Raw genomic sequence first — 20,374 nt, 5'->3', positions numbered from 1 at the left:
TCATACGCCAGCCTCACACGTCAGTGTCGCCGTCACCCGATCGCCGATCTTGCTGGCGCCATCAATCTTGATCGCCAGACCTTGCTGACGCCCGCGCTCACGCAACTGCTCAAGCTCGGCGAAACCGTTGGCCGTCAGTTGGACTTTCCAACCATCGCCCTCGCCAAACTCGATGCGCCTGACCTCCACCTGACTGGCGCCAATCACCCTGTTCGATCAACCTGACCAGCGCCGCAACCCGGGTGTCACGGGACTGCGCTGGCACACTTTGAATCGCCTGCATCTGTGCGGTCAGATCGAGGGTTTGCGCGTGCTGGGGATACAGCGTTTGAAAGCGCAGCTCATTGTGCTCGGCGAGTCGCCGGGTTTCGTCGTCAAGGAAACGGAACCGCGTTTCGCTGGTGCCCACACCCAGCAACAACAGGATCAGCAATACTGCCGAGAACGCACGCCACGGCAGCGGCGAGTGCCGCAAGGCGAATTCGCCATGCCGCAGATTGATCGCTTGTCGAAAACCTTCCGCCAGCAATAACCGATCATCCGGCTCATCGACCCAAACCATGCTCTCGGGCAACACACCTTTCAACGCCAGCAATCCCTCCTCTGTCACTGCAAGTCGGGCCGGTAACGCCCCGCCCAGCAACCAGCGCCCGAACCAGCGGACACCAGCAGGCTGATTCATTGGCAACAAATCGGCATCGACGAACACCGAGCGCACTTGCAGACCACTTTCGGCGAGCAACGACAAAACGGCCGCCAAGCGCTCGCGAGCGATGACCATCAACGGATAACGTCGCTCGCCATCCGCTTGACCCATGCTCAAATGCACATTGTCGAGCACTTCGCCAAGCTGCTCTTCGACGGCAAACGCAAGCGCCTGCGCGGTCGGCGCACGTCGCCCGGGCCAGGGTTCGCTGCGCAGCCAGCTGCAAGATTCGATGGGCAGCAACAGGTCGATTTTTTTCCCGTGCAGCACTTGTACCGCTTGGTGCAGCGGCATCGTTTGTTGTTCGCCGGCGTGCGACCACAGGCAACAAGGCCAGTCGGACGACAGGTGCGCAAGCCCTTCGGCGGTCAGGTAAAGCCAGTTTTTCATTGCGTTATCTCGATGCCGCGGGAAGGAAGCAAACGGCGTTGCACGACTTTCAATCGGGCGGTTTTCGTGACGAATTCGACATCAGTGTTCAGCGTCAGCACCTGCTGTTCTTGCACCACGCGTACGGTGATGCGATGCCAGCGACTGTCGACGCCGAGCCCATGTGTATTGATTCCGGTATCGGCGATCAAAGGGTCGGCGCTAAACGCCTGAACGCTGTGCCAGGAGGTCGTCGAACGTTGGCGAACAAGAGCGTCAGCCACATCCGGTTCCAGCTCGAGCACACGCAGCAACAACGCCGGTGCCGTGTTGACATTCAGCGTCGCATCCGTGGGCAGCAGCGCCACCCACGGTTCCAGACGCCGCAGCATTGGTGCGTCGAAACCTGGCAGCAAACGTAATTGGCTCACCTCGGATAACTGGCCGACCTGGCTCGGCTGCAGCGCAGGCAGCTCCAGCAATTCGAGCAACCGCGCCCAGCGCTCCAGCGTCACCGCATCAATCTGCCCCTGATGCAGCAATGCGTTGAGATTGAAACGCGCCGACAGGTCTTCGATGTGCACCTCGACTTGCGTGTCTTCGCGGCCCAGTTCAGGAATGTCTTGGGGCCAGTCCAGGAGCATCTCGGCATGGTTTTGCTGATCCACAACAGCCTTGTGCAAACGCCGCAGCGCCCAGAGCTCTCCCTCCACCGCCCACTGACGCAAGTGCAGGGTTTGCAGCTGTTGCGCGCTGCTCTGCAACGACATTCGGTGGCTACGCAACATGCCACTGGTGATCAGCAAGGCGAGACTCAGCACCAGCATCACGCTGATCAACGCCAGCCCTTGTTGCCGGTGTTTCATGGCAATGCTCCCGGCAGCAAAAGGACCCGGCGAATACCGTCATAGCGTCGGGTCGAGACCAGAAACTCCAGCGTCAAAGGTGTGCCCGCAGAACCACCGAGCAACCGCCAGCGCAGATCGACAACCTCCTCCAGCAACTTCTGCCGCTGTACGGTCAGCGATCCTTCGGCGCGGCTCTCTCGCCACAGCACACTGTCGAGCAGGCGATATGTCAGCTCCTGGCGTTCGCTGCGTGGTTGATCCAGTGGATTGCGCCAGTTGCTGCGTTGCACACTCAGTTGCCCGGCACTCAAGACGATAGGCTGTTCGGTGACGTGCAGCAGATCGCGCTCGATCACCGCGACTGCCCGTTGCAAACTTCTGAAGCCGCGCTCATGGCTCGCCGTCGCGTGTTGCACGCGCACCACGCTGTCGAACAGGCGCCAACTGGCGAGACCGAGCAGAGCGAAAATCGCCATTGCGATCACCAGTTCCAACAAGGTGAATCCGCGCTGGTTATTCATGGCGGCCCTGCAACCGCGCAGACGTGCGATACAACAGTTGATCGCTGTCGCCGAGACTGACTTCCAGCTCCACCGTGAACAGCCCCGGAATTTCGCCCACGCGCAGATATGATCGAAGGCGCCAGTCGCGGCGATCCATGTGCACAATCTGCTGCTGTTGTCCGGCGACCCAGTCGTTTTTCAGGCGCAACTCATTTAGATGATTATCCGCAAGCCACGCGGCGAAAAGCCGTTGCTCAGCGGCGCCGCTCTGCTGCACCACGTAACGGCTCGCCGACAATATCGCCGCTGCGAGTACGGCGAAAATCGTGAGCGCGACCATGACTTCCAGCAGCGTGAAACCTCGCATGCGAGTGATCGTCGGTCGGTCACTCATCGAGTGAGACCTCACTCAAACCATCCGAAGACAAATTCGCCCAAACTCGCTCACGAGTTACTAGAAACATGGTAAATGCGCTGATTTCATCACTGCTGAGAATCAACAATTGCGGCAGCTGCGCACTGTTCGCCAAGCGCACCGGCAGGCCCTCCACGGTAAGTCGCGGCTGCAGTTCCGGCGGCCATGCTTGCAAGGGCAGCAACGGCTGCCAGCCTTTCTCGCCGAGCTGGAGAACGCGATAACCTTCCAGACTAAAACCCACACCAAACTCCCGCCCTTCCAGCACTGCCCGTTCGCGAAATTGCTCGATCAGCCGAGCCAGCCGGCTCGCCTCCTGCCGCGCCACTTGCGCCGGATTGGTCCCGCCCACCAGGCCGACCATACCCAGCAACACGCCGATCAGCACCATGACCACCATCAATTCCAGCAAGGTGAAACCCCGGCAGCGCTGGCGCATCAATCGATGGCCCAGTTGCCGATATCGGCGGCGTGGCCTTCACCGCCACTGACGCCATCGGAGCCCAGCGAATACAAGTCGTAACCGCCACCCGCCGCACGCGTACCGGGGTTGAGGTACTGGTACGGCGTACCCCAGGGATCGCGCGCCAGACTTTTCAGATAACCGGCAGGGTTCCAGTTACGTGCCGCCGGTGTCCCGGCGGGGCGTTTTACCAACGCTTCGAGGCCCTGCTGCGTAGTCGGATATCGCGCGTTGTCGAGGCGATACATCTCCAGCGCCGTGGCGATTGCTTGAATATCGATCTTCGCCGCCGTGGTTTTCGCCTGATCCGGCCGGCTCATGAATTGCGGCACGACAATTGCGCCAAGGATGCCGATGATCACCACCACGACCATGATTTCGATCAGGGTGAAACCGCGCTGCGCGGCCGCTGTTTTTCTGTGCAAAAGAGCCATGGATCAATTCACCAATTGGTTGAGACTGAGGATCGGAAGGAGGATGGCGAGGACGATCAGCAGCACCACCGCGCCCATCACCAGCAACATCGCCGGCTCGAACAGACTCACCATCAGCGCGATGCGCGCAGCGAGGCTCGCCTCCTGTTGTTCGGCGGCGCGGGCGAGCATGGCGTCGAGTTCGCCGGCGCGTTCACCGCTGGCAATCATGTGCAGCATCATCGGCGGGATATCGCCGCTGCGTTCCAGGCTGCGGGTCAGCGTCGAGCCTTCGCGCACCGAGCGGGCGACCTCGCTCATACGCCCGCGAATGGTCTGATTGCCGATCACGGCGGCGGCGATTTCCAGCGCATCGACCAAGGGCACGGCGCTCTTGCCGAGGATCGCCAACGTGCTGGCGAATCGCGCCGCTTCCATGGCGCGCAGCAACGTGCCGAGCAGCGGAATATTTAACGCCAGCGCATGCCAGCGCAGCCGCCAGAGCGGCTGACGCAAACTCCAGCGCCAGCCACTGAACAGCGCCAGGCTGGCGCCGAGAAATACCAGACCAAACTGGCGCACACCGTCGCTGAGGCTGATCAGTGCGCGGGTCAACCAGGGCAACGGCTGACCGCTGTCGACGAAAATTTTCACCACGTCCGGCACCACGTAGCCGAGCAGAAAACCGACGATGGCCACGCTGGCGAACATCAGAATCGAGGGATAGATCAGCGCCATCTGAATCTTTTGTCGCGATGCCTGGCGCGCCTGGGTGTAAACAGCCAGTTGCTCCAGCACATGACCGAGATGGCCAGAGCGCTCACCCGCCGCCACCGTGGCGCGGAACAACTCGGGAAACGCCGCAGGAAACCGGCTTAACGCGACGGCCAGCGCGTGCCCTTCCATGACCCGCCCGCGCACTGCCCACAGTAAACCGGCAACGCGCCGCTTGGCGGTCTGGCGGGCGACCACTTCCAGCGCTTCTTCCAGCGGCAAACCGGCCTGTACCAGCGTCGACAATTGCAGGGTCAGCAGCGCCAGATCGGCAACGCTCAAGCGACCGGCGCGCCACGCTCCATGGCCGCTGCCATTGCCTCGCAGTTCCTTGAGTTGCAACGGCCACAGTCCGCGCTCACGCAACAACTGTCGCGCGTGCCGGGCGTTTTCCGCTTCGAGTCTGCCACGGCAGCGGTGGCCCTGAGCATTGTCGGCGCGGTAATCGAAGGTCGGCATCGATTAATCCTCCTGCGTCACGCGCAACCACTCATCGACGCTGGTCTCGCCGTCGAGCACACGTTGCCGGCCGGCCTGAAACAGGCTGCGAGACTCCTTGCGCGTTGCGTCAATCAGCTCGCGCTCGCTGGCGCCCTGATGAATCAGCGCGGCAACCGCATCGGTGATGCTGATCAGTTCGTAGATGCCGATGCGCCCGCGATAACCGTGCTGGCAATGCTCACAGCCCTGCGCACGAAAAAGCGGCGCCGCCAATAAGGGATCCAGCCCCAGCCGATGACAGGTCGCAGCGTCGGCAAAGTACGGCGCCTTGCAATGCACGCACAACGTGCGCAACAAGCGTTGCGCAAGCACACCGACCAGCGACGAGGCCAACAAATACGCATCCACGCCCATGTCGCTCAGTCGCGTCACCGCGCCGACCGCACTGTTGGTGTGCAAGGTCGACAGCACCAGATGTCCGGTCAACGAGGCTTGCACGGCAATCTGCGCGGTCTCGCGATCACGGATTTCACCCACCATCACCACGTCCGGATCCTGACGAAGAATGGCGCGCAAGCCGCGCGCGAAGGTCATTTCCACCTTCGGATTGACCGGCATCTGGCCGATCCCCGGCAGGTGATATTCGATCGGATCCTCGACCGTGAGAATGTTGCGCGACGGATCATTGAGGCTGCTCAACGCCGCGTAGAGACTGGTGGTTTTGCCGGAACCGGTCGGCCCGGTCACCAGCAAAATCCCGTGCGGCCTGGCGAGCAGGCTTTGCAGGGTAGCGAGAGTGTCGTCCGGCATGCCCAGACGTTGCAGTTGTAGACGCCCGGCTTGCTTATCGAGCAAGCGCAGCACCACACGTTCGCCGTGCGCCGACGGCAATGTCGAGACGCGCACATCGACTTCGTGCCCGGCCAGACGCAAGGCAATCCGGCCGTCCTGCGGCACGCGTTTTTCGGCGATGTCGAGCCGCGCCATGACCTTGATCCGCGACACCAGCAACGTCGCCAGTTCACGTCTTGGCCTGAGCATTTCGCTCAACTGACCGTCGACGCGCATGCGTACCGAAAGGTACTGCTCGAAGGTTTCCAGATGGACGTCCGAGGCCTGTGCGCGCACGGCTTCGCTAAGCAACGCATTGATCAGGCGGATCACTGGCGCGTCGCCTTGTTGCTCCAGCAGGTCAGCGGTCTGCGGCACCTGTTCGGCGAGGCTGAGCAGATCGAGCTCATCGTCCAACCCTTGCGCGACCTGTTGCGCAGCGCTCTGTCCTTCGCGATAGGTCGCGGCCAGCCGCGCGGCGAACGACTCCTGCGCAAGTATCTCGATCGGCAGTTCGCGAGCGCACAAGCGGCGCACTTCGGCCAGCGCCGTCAGCGGCGTGTCGGCTCGCATGAGCACGCGGGCCTGCGTGCCCGTGCCTTCCAGCAGCACGCCAAATCGTCGGGCGAAACCGAATGGCAGGATTGCCAACGCGGCACTCATGGCGCCACCGTTGCCGGCTCAAACAACTGTCGCGCTTCGGCCGGCAGCAATAGCGAGTTGCTCTCCCCGGCCTTTGGCTGACTCAGGTCGCGCAAAGTGTTGTAGCGCTGCTGACTGATGCCCGAGAGACCCTCACGGCTGCGGACGATGGTCGGGCGCAGGAACACCATCAGATTGCTTTTGGTCTGGGTGTCGCGACTCCAGCGAAACAGCGCGCCGAGATACGGAATATCGCGCAGCAACGGCACACCGCTTTTCTGCGTGCGCACGCTGTCGCGGATCAGCCCGCCAATGACGATGATTTCGCCGTCGTCGACGAGAATCGTGCTTTTCAGGGCGCGCTTGTTAGTGATCAGATCCGAGGAGTCGATGCCTGTTACTGAAGGCGCGATGTCCGAGACTTCCTGCTCGACTTCCAGACGCAGGGTCGCACCCTCGTTGATATACGGTTTGATTTTCAGGCTGATGCCGACGTCTTTGCGTTCGACCGTGGTGAACGGGTTATCCGCCCCGCTGCTGTTGGTAGAGTAGGATCCGGTCTTGAACGGCACGTTCTGCCCGACAATGATTTCCGCTTGCTGATTATCCAGGGTCAGCAGGCTCGGCGTGGACAGCAGATTGCTCCGCGTGTTGCTCGCCAGTGCCGAAATCAACGCGCCGAAACGGTCGCCGCCCAATTGCAGAATCGCACCGTCGGGCGCCGATTTTTTCTCGTCGAACTTCAGTCCGCCGACAATGGGAATGTCGGTGCCGGGGAAGTTGATAAAGCCTTTCGCGTCGCCGGTGTTCAAACCCCACTGCACGCCCACGGCATCGGCGATATCGCCGGAGATTTCGACGATAGCGGCGTGGATCAGCACCTGCGCACGCGGCTGATCCAGCTCGCGGACGATGTTCTCGATGGTTCGGACCTGAGCCGGTTCGGCAATCAGCACCAGCGCATTCTGGCTTTCGTCGGCCTTGAGCATGAACGGCGTCGCAGCAGCTGCGTCCCTGCCGTTGAGGGCCGCCGGCGCCTTGCGATTCTGGCCCATGCTTTCCAGCACCTGCGCCAACTGCTTGGCGTCGCTATGGCGCAAACGAATCACCCGCGCGGTATCGAGGCTGGCGGTGGCGGGGACATCGAGTTGGCGAATCAGCTCGGTCAAGCGCTGGCGCACGGCGAGCGGGCCGATGACGATCAAGCGGTTGGTTCTGACATCGGCCAGCACCTGAATGAGCGAGTCAGCATTGCGCTTGCCCAATGAGGACTCGATCACCGTGGCGATATCACTGGCCTGAGCAAAGCGCAGCGACACCACTGTATGCTGATCCTGCTGCCCCGCGTCGAGTTGGCGCACCACCTGGCTAATGCGTTTGACGTTGGCGCTGGTGTCAGTGATTACCAAAGCGTTGGCCGAAACGGATGGGCCAAGGTAGCCATTGGCCGACACCAACGGGCGGATCAGCGCGGCGAGATCGGCAGCGCTGCTGGTATTGAGTTCGATAACCTGGGTAATGAATTGCGCGGGGGTGACGCGCTCACTGGCAGCCTGTCCAGCACGGGTTTTCACGTCTGCCACCGGGGTAATGAGGATGCGGTCGCCCTCATCGATCACCGTGAAGTTGTGCGCGTCCAGCACCGAGTAGAACAAGCGCCGTACGCCTTCGCGATCCAGCGCCTGACGGGACATGACGGTAATGCGTCCCGAGACGCGCGGGTCGAGCACCACGGTGGTGCCGAGAATCGCCGAGATCTCTTCGACGATGTCGCGCAGTTCGGCCTGATTCATCGCCAACTGCCAGCGCTGTTCCCCGGCGTGCACTGGGCGATTGAGGAGCGGTATCACCAACACGGCGCAAACCAACAGGGCGCGCAAGGCTTGCGCGCCAATCAAGCTGTTCATCAATGTGATCACTCTGACTGCCCGGCGAGCGGGCGTAGAAAACGGGCGGAAATGCCAGCGGGGTCTGCCTCGGTGGATGCGGGCAAACGCTTGAGAAACGCACTGGCAGAAGGTGCGAGAGGCAACGATTCCTCCCGGCCCTTGTTCCACAGCGCCACATGTTGCGCCTCGACCCGACGCAGCACGCTGCCGCCCGGCAAGTCATCGCCTACCCGATATAACCGCGCCCCTTGAGCAACGCTTATCAGGGCTTTCGACAAACCACTGTCGACGGCGAAAGTCGCTTGCAGAGTCAACGACTCGGCGCTTGGCCGAAGTGCGGTTGGCGCAGCGAGCCCGAACACCGTCGCCACTGCTGCGGTGTTCAACGGCGCCAGCGCGGGCGATGCCGGCAGCGGCACAGCGACCGGTGCCGGCAGACGTTGCGCACTGCGAAATGTCCATTCCTGCCAAGCGAGAAACGCGGCACACGCGAACGGCAGCGCCCACAGTCCCGACAGCGATAAAAGTCTCACTGACGGCTCATCCGATGCGCCCGCACGCCTGGCGAACGCGCGAGCGCCACGACATGCGCCGCAGTACGCGATAACCGCGCAGCTCGTGCAGAATCACCGCGCCAATGTGCATCGCCACCAGCACCGCCAGCGCCGTGCAGGCCCAGATGTGCAGCACGAAAAAGCCGTCAGTCAGCGCCACATCGTCCAGCGGCTGGGGGAATTCGAGCAGGCCAAATACAGGGATCGGCCGATCCATCATCAGCACCCCGCTCAACAGCACCACGGCCACCAACAGATAGATCAGCCGATGGACAAACATCGCAAGCATTTTTGCCGAAGAAAACTGCGACATGCGTTCATGTCGCAGATGGCTGATAAACACCACCAGCCGCCAGCAGAACACCGGAATGAACAGCGTGGTCAGCGACACATTGACCCCGGCCACCCATTGTTTGGTGTCGTTGGCCACGTTGACGTTAGCCACATAAAACCCGGTGACCAGCGTCCACAGGATTACAGCTGCCGACACCCAGTGCAGCAGTATTTGTTGCTTGGAATAAACCGAAAGCGCCATTTGAATCGCCCCTGAAAACCACCACCGATCAGACGACCTGGACGGTCGTCTGACGTAATTACACGGGAGGAGCCTTAGAGCTTGTTCCACGCCGCATGCGAGTGTTCGCCCACGCCCGGTTCAAAACCGTTCGCCTCAGGTTTGTACTGCTTGCAATAGCCAGAAGCCGGGAATGGCTTGCACTCGAAGACCTCGTTGGTTTTCGGCTGCAGTACCTTGGTGCCGGCGGTGTAGTCGCTAAGGCCTTCAGGGAACAGGAAGTCGTAATCGGCGCCAGCGCCTTCACCGGTGACGTTGACAGGCTGGGTGTCCTGACGGGTGGTGCGACCATCCAGCGTGGTGCCGACCAGGGTCAGAGTGTGCGGGCCGGGATTGCTGCGGATGTCCATGGTCAGCCAGGTTGCGCCGCTGTCCGCTTGTGCGGTGGTGGTGCCGACCAGTTTGTTCTGCTCGTTGAACAGGTTGGCTTCGACGTTCATTTTGCGGTTGGACATCAGGCTGAAGTCGACTTTGGTTTTGCCTTTGTCGAGTACATATTCCGCTTGTTGCGAGGCCACCGACAGGCGGGCGTCGGCGTCCTCTTTCATCAGTAACTGCACTTCGTAGCGGACGACGCCGCTTTCTTTTTGCGCGTACAACGTGTTGCTGCCGCGGATCGCTTCGATGTTGCCGTTTTCATCACGCACGCCAGCGCGGATCAGGGTGTGTGTCTTGTTGATCTGCTCGGCGAGTTTGAACGACCAGTTGTGCGCCTCGGCGTCTTGCGCAGTGTCGATCGAAATTTCAACGCTGTAGGACGGATTTTCACCGGAAGCGGTAAAGGCACGGGCCTTGACCTTGTCGCCAGCCAGCAGTGGCGTCGATGCAGCGATGGCGCCGACAGCAGACCAGCCACCCGGCAGAACGGCTTCGGCAAGGATGTTGACGTCAGCGACGCTGTGGAACGCCATCTTGGTATCGCCCACGCTCCAAATGGCGAGGATGACGTGGTGGCCGTTTTTGTCTTCGGGAATGCTGCAACGGTGCTTGGTGCCGGGAACCGGCATCTGGAAGTCACCCGCGACCTGACAAAAAGGCGTGCTCTCAAAAGAACTGCGTTTCAGCGATTCATTCGGGTTCCAGCCATTACGGGTAATGAAATACTCGTGCTTGGCCACCGGATGTGGAGCTTCGTAATGCCACTGGAAATCCTGAGTGCGCTCTTTGATGTCGGTGAGCTGCCAGCGTGTGGCGGACTGCACGTCCACGGCAGAAAACAACTCGTGTCCGCCACTGGCGATTTTGCCATCGATCGGTCCTTGGCCCTCCGCGCCGCCGACGCCGGCCGGAAAGCCCTGAAAGGTTTCGCCAACACTTTGCGGTTCATATTGAGCACCACCACAACCGGTGTTCATTCCCTTCTGACAGAGAAAAGCGCGCGATGGAGGGAACTCCACATAACCGTGGGCCGCAGCGCCGGAAGAACCCAGCATGCCCGACAGCAAGAGTAGCGAAGAAGTGCACGTTGCCAATGCACTCCTCCGGAAAATTGATTTTTTCATTGTTATTCCAGGCTCATATCAAATAAGCGAGCCTGGCGCGACGCCAGGCTCTAATACGGTGCTCGACGCCATGCCGGACACACGCCTGAAACCTTACGTGGATAGTTAAAAGTTCTATGTAGGAGTAATCACCGGGTTCGGCAGGAATAGTCGCCACGGGAACTAATCCGACAACTAAATAAAAAATTCTTACAATAAGAAACTATTAACCTAAAGCTTTCTAAACGGCAAAAAAAACCTGCCCCGCATGACACGGGACAGGTTTTTTTGTACTGCCGTCGCTGAGTTATTCGTGATACTGCGCCGACAGCTCATGCACCGCGCGCAGGAACGCACCGGCGTGTTCCGGATCAACCTCAGGCGTGATGCCGTGGCCGAGGTTGAATACGTGGCCGCTGCCCTTGCCGTAGCTGGCCAGGATGCGCCCGACTTCGGTGCGGATCGCTTCCGGTTTGGCGTAGAGCACGGTCGGGTCCATGTTACCTTGCAGCGCGACCTTGTCGCCGACGCGGGCGCGGGCGTTGCCGATATCGCAGGTCCAGTCCAGGCCCAGTGCATCGGCACCAGCCTCGGCGATGCTTTCCAGCCACAGGCCGCCGTTCTTGGTGAACAGGATCACCGGCACCTTGCGACCGTCGTTTTCGCGGATCAAACCGCTGACGATTTTCTTCATGTAGGCCAGGGAGAATTCCTGATACGCCGCCGCCGACAGATTGCCGCCCCACGTGTCGAAGATCTGCACCGCTTGCGCGCCGGCCATGATCTGGCCGTTGAGGTACGAAGTCACCGACTGCGCCAGCTTGTCCAAAAGCAGGTGCATGGCTTGCGGGTTGTCGTAGAGCATCGCCTTGGTCTTGCGGAAGTCTTTCGACGAGCCGCCTTCGACCATGTAGGTCGCCAGGGTCCACGGGCTGCCGGAGAAACCGATCAGCGGCACACGGCCGTTCAGTTCGCGACGGATGGTGCTGACCGCATCCATCACGTAGCCGAGGTCTTTGTGCGGGTCAGGAATCGGTAAGGCTTCGATATCAGCCAGGGTGCTGACGACTTTCTTGAAACGCGGGCCTTCACCGGTCTCGAAGTACAGGCCTTGGCCCATCGCGTCGGGGATGGTGAGGATGTCGGAAAACAGGATCGCCGCGTCCAGTTGCGGATAGCGGTCGAGCGGTTGCAGGGTGACTTCGCAAGCGAACTCCGGATTCATGCACAGGCTCATGAAATCACCGGCGTGGGCACGGCTGGCGCGGTATTCCGGCAAGTAGCGGCCGGCCTGGCGCATCATCCACACGGGGGTGACGTCAACGGGTTGCTTGAGCAGGGCGCGGAGGAAACGGTCGTTCTTCAGGGCAGTCATGTCGGCATCCGGAAAAAAAGTGCGGGCATTTTCTCAGAGCGCGACGCAAAAGGCACGGATACAGGTCAGCCTTTTGTCTATCGGGTCAATTTATTGCGCTGGAATGCAGAATTTGCAGCCCCCAAAAACACCTGTGGGAGCTGGCTTGCCAGCGATAGCATCACCTCGGTCTGACTGAGAAACCGAGGTGTCTGCATCGCTGGCAAGCCAGCTCCCACAGGTATTGCATTGCAGTCAGTCAGGCGCGGTTTAGACGCCCAGGTAATCGAGGATCCCTTCGGCAGCATTACGGCCCTCGAAGATCGCCGTCACCACCAGGTCGGAGCCGCGCACCATGTCGCCACCGGCAAAGATTTTCGGGTTGCTGGTCTGGTGCTTGTACTGACCTTGCTCAGGCGCAACGACGCGGCCCTGGCTGTCGGTCTGGATCTCGAACTGCTCGAACCACGGCGCCGGGCTTGGGCGGAAACCGAAAGCGATGACCACGGCGTCGGCCGGGATGATCTCTTCGGAACCGGGGATCGGCTCGGGGCTGCGACGGCCACGGGCGTCCGGTTCGCCGAGACGGGTCTCGACCACCTTCACACCTTCAACCTTGTCTTCGCCAACGATGGCGATTGGCTGGCGGTTGTAGAGGAATTTCACGCCTTCTTCCTTGGCGTTCTTCACCTCTTTGCGCGAGCCGGGCATGTTCGCTTCGTCACGACGATAGGCACAGGTCACCGACTTGGCGCCCTGACGGATCGACGTACGGTTGCAGTCCATCGCCGTGTCGCCGCCGCCGAGCACCACAACCTTCTTGCCTTTCATGTCGACGAAGTCTTCCGGCGACTTTTCAAAGCCCAGGTTGCGGTTGACGTTGGCGATCAGGAAGTCCAGTGCGTCATAAACGCCCGGCAGATCCTCACCGGCAAAACCGCCCTTCATATAGGTGTAGGTGCCCATGCCCATGAACACGGCATCGTATTCGGCGAGCAGTTGTTCCATGGTTACGTCTTTGCCGACTTCGGTATTCAGACGGAACTCGATGCCCATGCCGGTGAAGACTTCGCGACGATTGCTCAGCACGGTCTTTTCCAGTTTGAACTCGGGGATACCGAAGGTCAGCAGACCACCGATTTCCGGGTTTTTGTCGAACACCACCGGGGTCACGCCGCCGCGCACCAGCACGTCGGCACAACCGAGGCCCGCCGGGCCTGCACCGATGATCGCGACACGTTTGCCGGTCGGTTTGACCTTGGACATGTCCGGGCGCCAGCCCATGGCGAACGCGGTGTCGGTGATGTATTTCTCGACCGAACCGATGGTCACCGCGCCGAAGCCGTCGTTGAGGGTGCAGGCACCCTCGCACAGACGATCCTGTGGGCACACCCGGCCGCAGACTTCCGGCAGGGTGTTGGTCTGGTGCGACAGTTCGGCGGCCTGGAGTATGTTGCCCTCAGCCACCAATTTGAGCCAGTTGGGAATGAAGTTGTGCACCGGGCACTTCCATTCGCAATACGGGTTGCCGCAACCCAGGCAGCGGTGGGCCTGGTCGGCCGACTGCTGGGGTTTGAACGGTTCGTAGATCTCGACGAACTCTTTCTTGCGTTGACGCAACAGTTTCTTCTTCGGATCTTTGCGCCCGACATCGATGAACTGGAAGTCGTTATTCAGACGTTCAGCCATTGTTAAAACCTCATCAAACTCTTCAGGCGCATATCACTGCGGGTTGGCACGAGTGCTGGAAAGCAACGATTTCAGGTTGGCAGCCTTAGGCTTGACCAGCCAGAAACGGCGCAGGTAGTCATCGAGGTTTTCGGCGAGCTCACGACCCCACTCGCTGTCGGTTTCCGCGACGTACTCGTTCAGCACGTTTTGCAGGTGGCTGCGGTAGGCTTCCATCGCCTCGCCGCTGATCCGCTGGATTTCCACCAGTTCGTGGTTGACCCGGTCAACGAAGGTGTTGTCCTGATCGAGCACGTAGGCGAAACCACCGGTCATGCCAGAGCCGAAGTTGTAACCGGTCTTGCCCAGAACGCAGACGAAACCACCGGTCATGTACTCGCAGCAGTGATCGCCAGTGCCTTCCACAACCGTGTGGGCACCGGAGTTACGCACGGCGAAACGCTCGCCTGCGGTGCCGGCGGCGAACAGCTTGCCGCCGGTGGCGCCGTACAGGCAGGTGTTGCCGATGATGGCGCTGTTTTGAGTCTGATAGACGCTGCCCTTCGGCGGCACGATGACCAGCTTGCCGCCGGTCATGCCTTTGCCGACGTAGTCGTTGGCGTCACCTTCCAGATACATGTTCAGGCCGCCGGCGTTCCACACGCCGAAGCTCTGCCCGGCCGTGCCTTTGAAACGGAAGGTGATCGGCGCTTTCGCCATGCCTTGGTTGCCATGCTTGCGTGCGATTTCGCCGGAGATCCGTGCGCCGATCGAACGGTCGCAGTTACAGATGTCCAGATCGAACTCGGCGCCGCTCATGTCGTTGATTGCCGACGTCGCCATCTCGACCATTTTCTCGGCCAGCAGGCCTTGGTCGAACGGCGGGTTGCGCTCAACGCCGCAGAATTGCGGTTTGTCCGCCGGGATGTGATCGCTGCCCAGCAGCGGGGTCAGATCCAGGTGATGTTGCTTGGCGGTCTGACCTTCGAGGATTTCCAGCAGATCGGTACGACCGATCAGCTCTTCGAGGGAGCGCACGCCGAGCTTGGCCAGCCACTCACGGGTTTCTTCGGCGACGTAGGTGAAGAAATTCACCACCATGTCGACGGTGCCGATGTAGTGATCCTTGCGCAGCTTCTCATTCTGAGTCGCGACGCCGGTGGCGCAGTTGTTCAGGTGGCAGATGCGCAGGTATTTGCAGCCCAGGGCGATCATTGGCGCGGTACCGAAGCCGAAGCTTTCGGCGCCGAGAATCGCAGCCTTGATCACGTCGAGGCCGGTTTTCAGGCCACCGTCGGTCTGCACCCGGACTTTGCCGCGCAGGTCATTGCCGCGCAGGGTCTGGTGGGTTTCAGCCAAGCCCAGTTCCCACGGTGCGCCCGCGTATTTGATCGAGGTCAGCGGCGAAGCACCGGTGCCACCGTCGTAGCCGGAGATGGTGATCAAGTCCGCGTAGGCCTTGGCCACACCGGCGGCGATGGTGCCGACGCCCGCTTCAGCAACGAGTTTCACCGAGACCAGCGCCTTCGGGTTGACCTGTTTCAGGTCGAAAATCAGCTGCGACAAGTCTTCGATCGAATAGATGTCGTGGTGCGGCGGTGGCGAAATCAGCGTCACGCCCGGCACTGCGTAACGCAGCTTGGCGATCAGCCCGTTGACTTTACCGCCCGGCAGTTGCCCGCCCTCGCCCGGCTTGGCGCCTTGAGCGACCTTGATCTGCAGCACTTCGGCGTTGACCAGGTATTCCGGGGTGACCCCGAAACGGCCCGTCGCGACCTGCTTGATTTTCGAGCTCTTGATGGTGCCGTAGCGCGCCGGGTCTTCGCCGCCTTCGCCGGAGTTAGAACGCGCACCGAGGCGGTTCATGGCTTCGGCCAGGGCTTCGTGAGCTTCCGGCGACAGTGCGCCCAGCGAGATACCGGCGGAGTCGAAGCGCTTGAGCACCGATTCCAGCGGTTCGATTTCACTGATGTCCAGCGGCGTGTCGAGGGTCTTGACCTTGAGCAGGTCACGGATCATCGACACCGGGCGGTTATCCACCAGTGAGGTGTATTCCTTGAACTTGGCGTAGTCGCCCTGCTGCACAGCGGCTTGCAGGGTGTTGACCACGTCCGGGTTGTAGGCGTGATATTCGCCACCGTGGACGAACTTCAGCAGACCGCCCTGCTGGATCGGCTTGCGCGGGCTCCAGGCTTCGGTGGCGAGTGCTTTCTGCTCGGCTTCGATGTCGACGAAACGCGCGCCCTTGATGCGGCTCGGCACGCCACGGAAGCTCAGGTCGCAAACCTCTTCGGACAAACCGATGGCTTCGAACAGCTGCGCACCACGGTACGAAGCGATGGTCGAGATACCCATCTTCGACAGAATCTTCAGCAGACCTTTGGTGATGCCTTTGCGGTAGTTCTTGAACACCTCGTAGAGGTCGCCCAGCACTTCACCGGTACGGATCAGGTCACCCAGCACTTCATAAGCCAGGAACGGATACACCGCCGAGGCGCCGAAACCGATCAGCACCGCAAAGTGGTGCGGGTCACGGGCGGTGGCGGTTTCAACGAGGATGTTGGAATCGCAGCGCAGGCCTTTTTCGGTCAGGCGGTGGTGGACCGCACCGGTGGCCAGCGAGGCGTGGATCGGCAGCTTGCCCGGGGCGATATGGCGGTCGCTCAGAACGATCTGGGTACGCCCGGCTCGCACGGCTTCTTCAGCCTGATCGGCAACGTTGCGGATCGCCGCTTCGAGGCCGACGCTTTCGTCGTAGTTGAGGTCGATGATCTGCCGCTCGAAACCCGGGCGGTCGAGGTTCATCAGCGAGCGCCACTTGGCCGGGGAAATAACCGGCGAGCTGAGGATCACGCGCGAGGCGTGTTCCGGCGACTCCTGGAAAATGTTGCGCTCGGCACCGAGGCAGATTTCCAGCGACATCACGATGGCTTCACGCAGCGGGTCGATCGGCGGGTTGGTGACCTGCGCGAACTGCTGACGGAAATAGTCGTACGGCGTGCGCACACGCTGGGACAGCACGGCCATCGGCGTGTCATCGCCCATCGAACCCACGGCTTCGTAGCCTTGTTCGCCGAGCGGGCGCAGTACCTGATCACGCTCTTCGAACGTGACCTGATACATCTTCATGTACTGCTTGAGCTGATCGACGTCGTAGAACGCCGAACCGTGGTCGTTGTCTTCCATGGTCGCCTGGATGCGCAGGGCATTCTTGCGCAGCCATTGCTTGTACGGATGACGGGATTTCAGACGGTTGTCGATCGCGTCAGTGTCGAGGATCTGCCCGGTTTCGGTGTCCACGGCGAGGATCTGCCCCGGACCGACACGGCCCTTGGCGATCACGTCTTCGGGCTGGTAGTTCCACACGCCGATTTCCGAAGCAACAGTGATGAAACCGTTGGTGGTGGTGACCCAGCGCGCCGGACGCAGACCGTTACGGTCGAGCAGGCACACCGCGTAGCGACCGTCGGTCATGACCACGCCGGCCGGGCCGTCCCACGGTTCCATGTGCATCGAGTTGTACTCGTAGAACGCACGCAGATCCGGGTCCATGGTTTCGACGTTCTGCCATGCAGGCGGAATGATCATCCGCACGCCACGGAACAGGTCGATGCCGCCGGTGACCATCAGCTCCAGCATGTTGTCCATGCTCGAGGAGTCGGAACCGACACGGTTGACCAGCGGGCCGAGCTCTTCCAGATCCATCAGATCATTGGTGAACTTGGTCCGTCGGGCCTGTGCCCAGTTGCGGTTACCGGTGATGGTGTTGATCTCGCCGTTGTGGGCGAGAAAGCGGAATGGCTGCGCCAGCGGCCATTTCGGCAAGGTGTTGGTGGAGAAGCGCTGGTGGAACACGCAGATCGCGGTTTGCAGGCGCTCGTCACTCAGGTCTGGATAGAACGCGGCCAGATCGGCCGGCATCATCAGCCCTTTATAAATGATGGTCTTGTGCGAAAAGCTGCAGATGTAGTGGTCGGAATCGACGGCATTGGAGACCGACGAGCGACGACGGGCGCTGAACAGCTTGACCGCCATGTCCTGATCGCTCAGGCCTTCACCGCCGATGTACACCTGCTCGATCTGCGGCAGGCGCTCAAGGGCCAGGCGGCCGAGGACGCTGGTGTCGATCGGCACTTTGCGCCAGCCGATCAGTTGCAGGCCTTCGGCAAGGATCTCGCGGTTCATGTTTTCGCGAGCGGCTTCGGCCTTGGCCGGATCCTGGTTGAAGAAGACCATGCCCACAGCGTATTGCTTGGGCAACTCGACACTGAAGGTTTCCTGAGCAATGGCGCGCAGGAACGCATCAGGCTTTTGAATCAGCAGACCGCAACCGTCACCGGTCTTGCCGTCGGCATTAATCCCACCGCGGTGGGTCATGCAGGTCAGGGCCTCAATGGCCGTTTGCAAAAGGGTATGACTGGGTTCGCCCTGCATATGGGCTATCAGGCCGAAACCGCAGTTATCCTTGAATTCATCTGGTTGGTACAGACCTGCTTTCATAGACACTTTCTCACCAGGCTGCCTCTTTTCGAGGCAAATTTCTTTTCAATTCAACCACTTGCAATCCGCGCCGAACGTACGCCAGCTTAGCGGGGGCAAAAGGGTGGTCATTGTACACAGCGACACAGACGCTCACAAATTTGACGACGAAATGTCGCAAATCTATGTCGCATTTGTGAAAGGTTTAAAGCGATCTGCTGTGCTAGTCAAAACTTTTTTAATTTTGACCGCAACGACTCAAAGACTACTGTGACGCAGACACCACAAGGCACGCGGTCTGTAGAGACGGCGCGCACTCGTAGAAATTTTGAGGTGCTTGGAGAGGCGGCCTGGGTAAGGCCGCCGAATCTTCAGCGAGTTGTTGCCAGTTCCTGTTGGACGCTGGCGACAGTGCGAGGCCAAGGTTTACCAGCCTGAACCTTCGCTGGCAAGGCCTTGATGGCAGAAACGGCTGCATCACGATTGGCGAAGTTGCCGTAGGTGATCACGTAGAGAGGCTTGCCGTTGAGGACTTTCTTGAAATAACGGTACTCGCCGCCCTGCTCCTTGACGAAGTTTTGCGCGGTCGCTTCCGAACTGGTGCCGAGGATCTGCACCACGTAGTTGCTGGTCGGCTGCCCGGCGTACCAGCTGCTACCGGCGGCTTTGGCGACGGTAACCGGCTTCTCGGCCGGTTTGGCAGCGACAACTGGCTTGGCTGGCGCTGGAGCCGGTTTCGCCGCTGGCGCTGCCGGAGCAGGCTTGGCGGTGGCGATTTGCGTCGGTGCCGGGGTTGGTTTGGCTGCTGGCACTGGAACCGGGGTCGGTGCAGGACCGGCCGGAACGCCGGCAGGCGGTGCCGAAGTGGTCACGGTTGGCGGTGTATCGCTGGAACCTTCCAAAGGCACGCCGTCGTCACCCTCGGTGATCCCGCCAGCCGCTTCGGCCAACGGACCGCGCATCACCGGCTGCGAGTTGCCGACCAGCGGCAACGGCATCGGCTGCGTATTACCGGCGAACTCAACGTTCGGTGCGCCGCCATTCGCTGCGCCCTGACCCAATGGCAGTTGCGCCTGCTCGTTGGCTGGCGCGCCGGTGGTTGGCGCCTTGTTGCGACCCGGCATCAGCCAGGCGGCGGCGACCGCGACCACAACGACGGCGGAAATCGCCAATACGTGTTTCTTCGGCATGTTGAACCCCATACTTGGACGCTTGACCGCAGAGCGGCTGGCAATCATGACTTCGATCAGAGCATCGCGAGCGACCTGGTTGATGTTGCCCGGCCAACCCTCGGAGCTTTCGTGAATATCAGAGATCTGATCCGCGGTGAAAAGTTCGACACCCCGGCCTGCACCTTCCAGCCGTTGGTCGAGATACTCGCGGGTCTCTTCTTCGGTGTACGGCTGCAATTCGATGACGTGGAAACGCTCTTCCTCAAGGTGCAAAGCCTCAAGCTGAGCGATCAGCGACGACTCACCGAACAGGAACACATGCGGGCGACCTTCCGGCGCGCCAGCACCCAGCGCCATCAGCGCTTCGAGAGCGGATTCGTCGAGCTGCTCGGCGTCGTCCACCAGCAGATAGACTTCCTGGCCGGTCAGCGCGAGTTGCACCACCTGATCCAGAATCGCGCCGACTTCAGCCTGGGCCACGTTCAGCGCCTGAGCGACCTGACGCAGCACGCCCGCGGCATCGCCGGCACCGCGCGCGGAAACCACCACGCTCTGCACCGATTGCTTGTTGGTGCTGGCCACCAGCGCCTGACGCAGCAGAGTCTTGCCGCTGCCCTGCGGGCCGGTGACCACCAGCAGCAACTGGCTGTATCGCGCCAGGTGATGCAGTTGACCCAGCACCGGTTTGCGCTGGGCCGGGAAGAATTTAAAGCCCGGCACCCGCGGCGCGAAGGGGTCGTGACTTAACTGGAAATGGCCGAGAAACGCCTCGTCGGCATGCAAACTAGTCATCGGAAT

The 20,374-nt window shown here is 60.9% G+C and carries 18 protein-coding genes; 1 reads left to right on the top strand and 17 read right to left on the bottom strand.

Going from position 1 to position 20,374, the window contains the following annotated elements:
- The 13 genes from KI231_RS30245 to gbpA form a co-directional block, all read right to left on the bottom strand.
- Positions 1 to 189 (bottom strand): GspL/Epsl periplasmic domain-containing protein, encoded by a 189-nt coding sequence (locus KI231_RS30245; RefSeq protein ID WP_502937257.1) that lies wholly within the window; start codon positions 187 to 189, stop codon positions 1 to 3.
- A complete protein-coding gene (gspL, locus tag KI231_RS02210; protein ID WP_349306217.1) occupies positions 110 to 1,096 on the bottom strand; it encodes a type II secretion system protein GspL in 987 nt (328 codons plus the stop codon). Before gspL ends, KI231_RS30245 begins: the two co-directional genes overlap by 80 nt.
- Positions 1,093 to 1,941: a type II secretion system minor pseudopilin gene (locus tag KI231_RS02205; RefSeq protein WP_103305435.1), complete on the bottom strand. Its 849-nt coding sequence runs from the start codon at positions 1,939 to 1,941 to the stop codon at positions 1,093 to 1,095. Before KI231_RS02205 ends, gspL begins: the two co-directional genes overlap by 4 nt.
- Entirely contained in the window at positions 1,938 to 2,444 is a 507-nt protein-coding gene (locus KI231_RS02200; protein WP_213027306.1) for a type II secretion system protein GspJ, read from the bottom strand. The genes KI231_RS02205 and KI231_RS02200 overlap by 4 nt, the downstream gene beginning before the upstream one ends.
- Positions 2,437 to 2,820 (bottom strand): type II secretion system minor pseudopilin GspI, encoded by a 384-nt coding sequence (gene gspI, locus KI231_RS02195; RefSeq protein WP_213027305.1) that lies wholly within the window; start codon positions 2,818 to 2,820, stop codon positions 2,437 to 2,439. The genes KI231_RS02200 and gspI overlap by 8 nt, the downstream gene beginning before the upstream one ends.
- Positions 2,813 to 3,280 (bottom strand): type II secretion system minor pseudopilin GspH, encoded by a 468-nt coding sequence (gene gspH, locus KI231_RS02190; RefSeq protein WP_213027304.1) that lies wholly within the window; start codon positions 3,278 to 3,280, stop codon positions 2,813 to 2,815. Before gspH ends, gspI begins: the two co-directional genes overlap by 8 nt.
- On the bottom strand, positions 3,280 to 3,738 hold the full coding sequence (gspG, locus tag KI231_RS02185) for a type II secretion system major pseudopilin GspG (RefSeq protein ID WP_213027303.1): 459 nt from the start codon (positions 3,736 to 3,738) through the stop codon (positions 3,280 to 3,282). The genes gspH and gspG overlap by 1 nt, the downstream gene beginning before the upstream one ends.
- Before the next feature lie 3 nt (positions 3,739 to 3,741).
- Positions 3,742 to 4,950 carry a type II secretion system inner membrane protein GspF gene (gene gspF, locus KI231_RS02180; protein ID WP_213027302.1) on the bottom strand — a complete coding sequence of 403 codons (1,209 nt, stop codon included), beginning with the start codon at positions 4,948 to 4,950 and terminating at the stop codon, positions 3,742 to 3,744.
- A gap of 3 nt (positions 4,951 to 4,953) precedes the next feature.
- Positions 4,954 to 6,426: a type II secretion system ATPase GspE gene (gene gspE, locus KI231_RS02175; RefSeq protein WP_213027301.1), complete on the bottom strand. Its 1,473-nt coding sequence runs from the start codon at positions 6,424 to 6,426 to the stop codon at positions 4,954 to 4,956.
- Positions 6,423 to 8,312, bottom strand: a complete 1,890-nt coding sequence (gspD, locus tag KI231_RS02170; protein WP_213027300.1) for a type II secretion system secretin GspD — start codon at positions 8,310 to 8,312, stop codon at positions 6,423 to 6,425. The genes gspE and gspD overlap by 4 nt, the downstream gene beginning before the upstream one ends.
- 8 nt (positions 8,313 to 8,320) lie before the next feature.
- Entirely contained in the window at positions 8,321 to 8,827 is a 507-nt protein-coding gene (locus tag KI231_RS02165; protein WP_249412089.1) for a type II secretion system protein N, read from the bottom strand.
- A 7-nt stretch (positions 8,828 to 8,834) separates the two neighbouring features.
- On the bottom strand, positions 8,835 to 9,383 hold the full coding sequence (locus KI231_RS02160; protein ID WP_213027299.1) for a cytochrome b: 549 nt from the start codon (positions 9,381 to 9,383) through the stop codon (positions 8,835 to 8,837).
- A 74-nt stretch (positions 9,384 to 9,457) separates the two neighbouring features.
- A complete protein-coding gene (gene gbpA / locus KI231_RS02155; RefSeq protein ID WP_213027298.1) occupies positions 9,458 to 10,924 on the bottom strand; it encodes an N-acetylglucosamine-binding protein GbpA in 1,467 nt (488 codons plus the stop codon).
- Here gbpA and KI231_RS02150 point away from each other — a divergent pair.
- Positions 10,854 to 11,033, top strand: a complete 180-nt coding sequence (locus KI231_RS02150) for a hypothetical protein (protein ID WP_177431434.1) — start codon at positions 10,854 to 10,856, stop codon at positions 11,031 to 11,033. The two genes, gbpA and KI231_RS02150, sit on opposite strands and share 71 nt — an antisense overlap.
- Before the next feature lie 177 nt (positions 11,034 to 11,210).
- Here the strand turns inward: KI231_RS02150 and hemE are convergent, their stop codons facing one another.
- From hemE to KI231_RS02130, 4 genes are all read right to left on the bottom strand, one after another.
- Positions 11,211 to 12,278 carry a uroporphyrinogen decarboxylase gene (gene hemE, locus KI231_RS02145; RefSeq protein WP_016772044.1) on the bottom strand — a complete coding sequence of 356 codons (1,068 nt, stop codon included), beginning with the start codon at positions 12,276 to 12,278 and terminating at the stop codon, positions 11,211 to 11,213.
- Between the two features lie 249 nt (positions 12,279 to 12,527).
- Positions 12,528 to 13,946, bottom strand: coding sequence for a glutamate synthase small subunit GltD family protein (locus KI231_RS02140; RefSeq protein WP_007909438.1), 1,419 nt, complete (start codon positions 13,944 to 13,946; stop codon positions 12,528 to 12,530).
- 33 nt (positions 13,947 to 13,979) lie between these two features.
- Entirely contained in the window at positions 13,980 to 18,425 is a 4,446-nt protein-coding gene (gene gltB / locus KI231_RS02135) for a glutamate synthase large subunit (RefSeq protein ID WP_103305445.1), read from the bottom strand.
- 350 nt (positions 18,426 to 18,775) lie between these two features.
- Positions 18,776 to 20,368 (bottom strand): AAA family ATPase, encoded by a 1,593-nt coding sequence (locus tag KI231_RS02130; RefSeq protein WP_103305446.1) that lies wholly within the window; start codon positions 20,366 to 20,368, stop codon positions 18,776 to 18,778.
- Positions 20,369 to 20,374: the final 6 nt, after the last annotated feature.

The sequence above is a fragment of the Pseudomonas sp. Seg1 genome (assembly GCF_018326005.1).
In the GTDB taxonomy this organism is placed as follows: domain Bacteria; phylum Pseudomonadota; class Gammaproteobacteria; order Pseudomonadales; family Pseudomonadaceae; genus Aquipseudomonas.
This window is presented reverse-complemented; position numbering and strand designations above follow the sequence as displayed.

Coding starts and splice junctions, on each gene's coding strand:
- gspL (WP_349306217.1), bottom strand. CDS start 1,096: ATGAAAAACTGGCTTTACCTGACCGCCGAAGGGCTTGCGCACCTGTCG.
- KI231_RS02205 (WP_103305435.1), bottom strand. CDS start 1,941: ATGAAACACCGGCAACAAGGGCTGGCGTTGATCAGCGTGATGCTGGTG.
- KI231_RS02200 (WP_213027306.1), bottom strand. CDS start 2,444: ATGAATAACCAGCGCGGATTCACCTTGTTGGAACTGGTGATCGCAATG.
- gspI (WP_213027305.1), bottom strand. CDS start 2,820: ATGAGTGACCGACCGACGATCACTCGCATGCGAGGTTTCACGCTGCTG.
- gspH (WP_213027304.1), bottom strand. CDS start 3,280: ATGCGCCAGCGCTGCCGGGGTTTCACCTTGCTGGAATTGATGGTGGTC.
- gspG (WP_213027303.1), bottom strand. CDS start 3,738: ATGGCTCTTTTGCACAGAAAAACAGCGGCCGCGCAGCGCGGTTTCACC.
- gspF (WP_213027302.1), bottom strand. CDS start 4,950: ATGCCGACCTTCGATTACCGCGCCGACAATGCTCAGGGCCACCGCTGC.
- gspE (WP_213027301.1), bottom strand. CDS start 6,426: ATGAGTGCCGCGTTGGCAATCCTGCCATTCGGTTTCGCCCGACGATTT.
- gspD (WP_213027300.1), bottom strand. CDS start 8,312: ATGAACAGCTTGATTGGCGCGCAAGCCTTGCGCGCCCTGTTGGTTTGC.
- KI231_RS02160 (WP_213027299.1), bottom strand. CDS start 9,383: ATGGCGCTTTCGGTTTATTCCAAGCAACAAATACTGCTGCACTGGGTG.
- KI231_RS02150 (WP_177431434.1), top strand. CDS start 10,854: ATGCCCGACAGCAAGAGTAGCGAAGAAGTGCACGTTGCCAATGCACTC.
- gbpA (WP_213027298.1), bottom strand. CDS start 10,924: ATGAAAAAATCAATTTTCCGGAGGAGTGCATTGGCAACGTGCACTTCT.
- hemE (WP_016772044.1), bottom strand. CDS start 12,278: ATGACTGCCCTGAAGAACGACCGTTTCCTCCGCGCCCTGCTCAAGCAA.
- KI231_RS02140 (WP_007909438.1), bottom strand. CDS start 13,946: ATGGCTGAACGTCTGAATAACGACTTCCAGTTCATCGATGTCGGGCGC.
- gltB (WP_103305445.1), bottom strand. CDS start 18,425: ATGAAAGCAGGTCTGTACCAACCAGATGAATTCAAGGATAACTGCGGT.
- KI231_RS02130 (WP_103305446.1), bottom strand. CDS start 20,368: ATGACTAGTTTGCATGCCGACGAGGCGTTTCTCGGCCATTTCCAGTTA.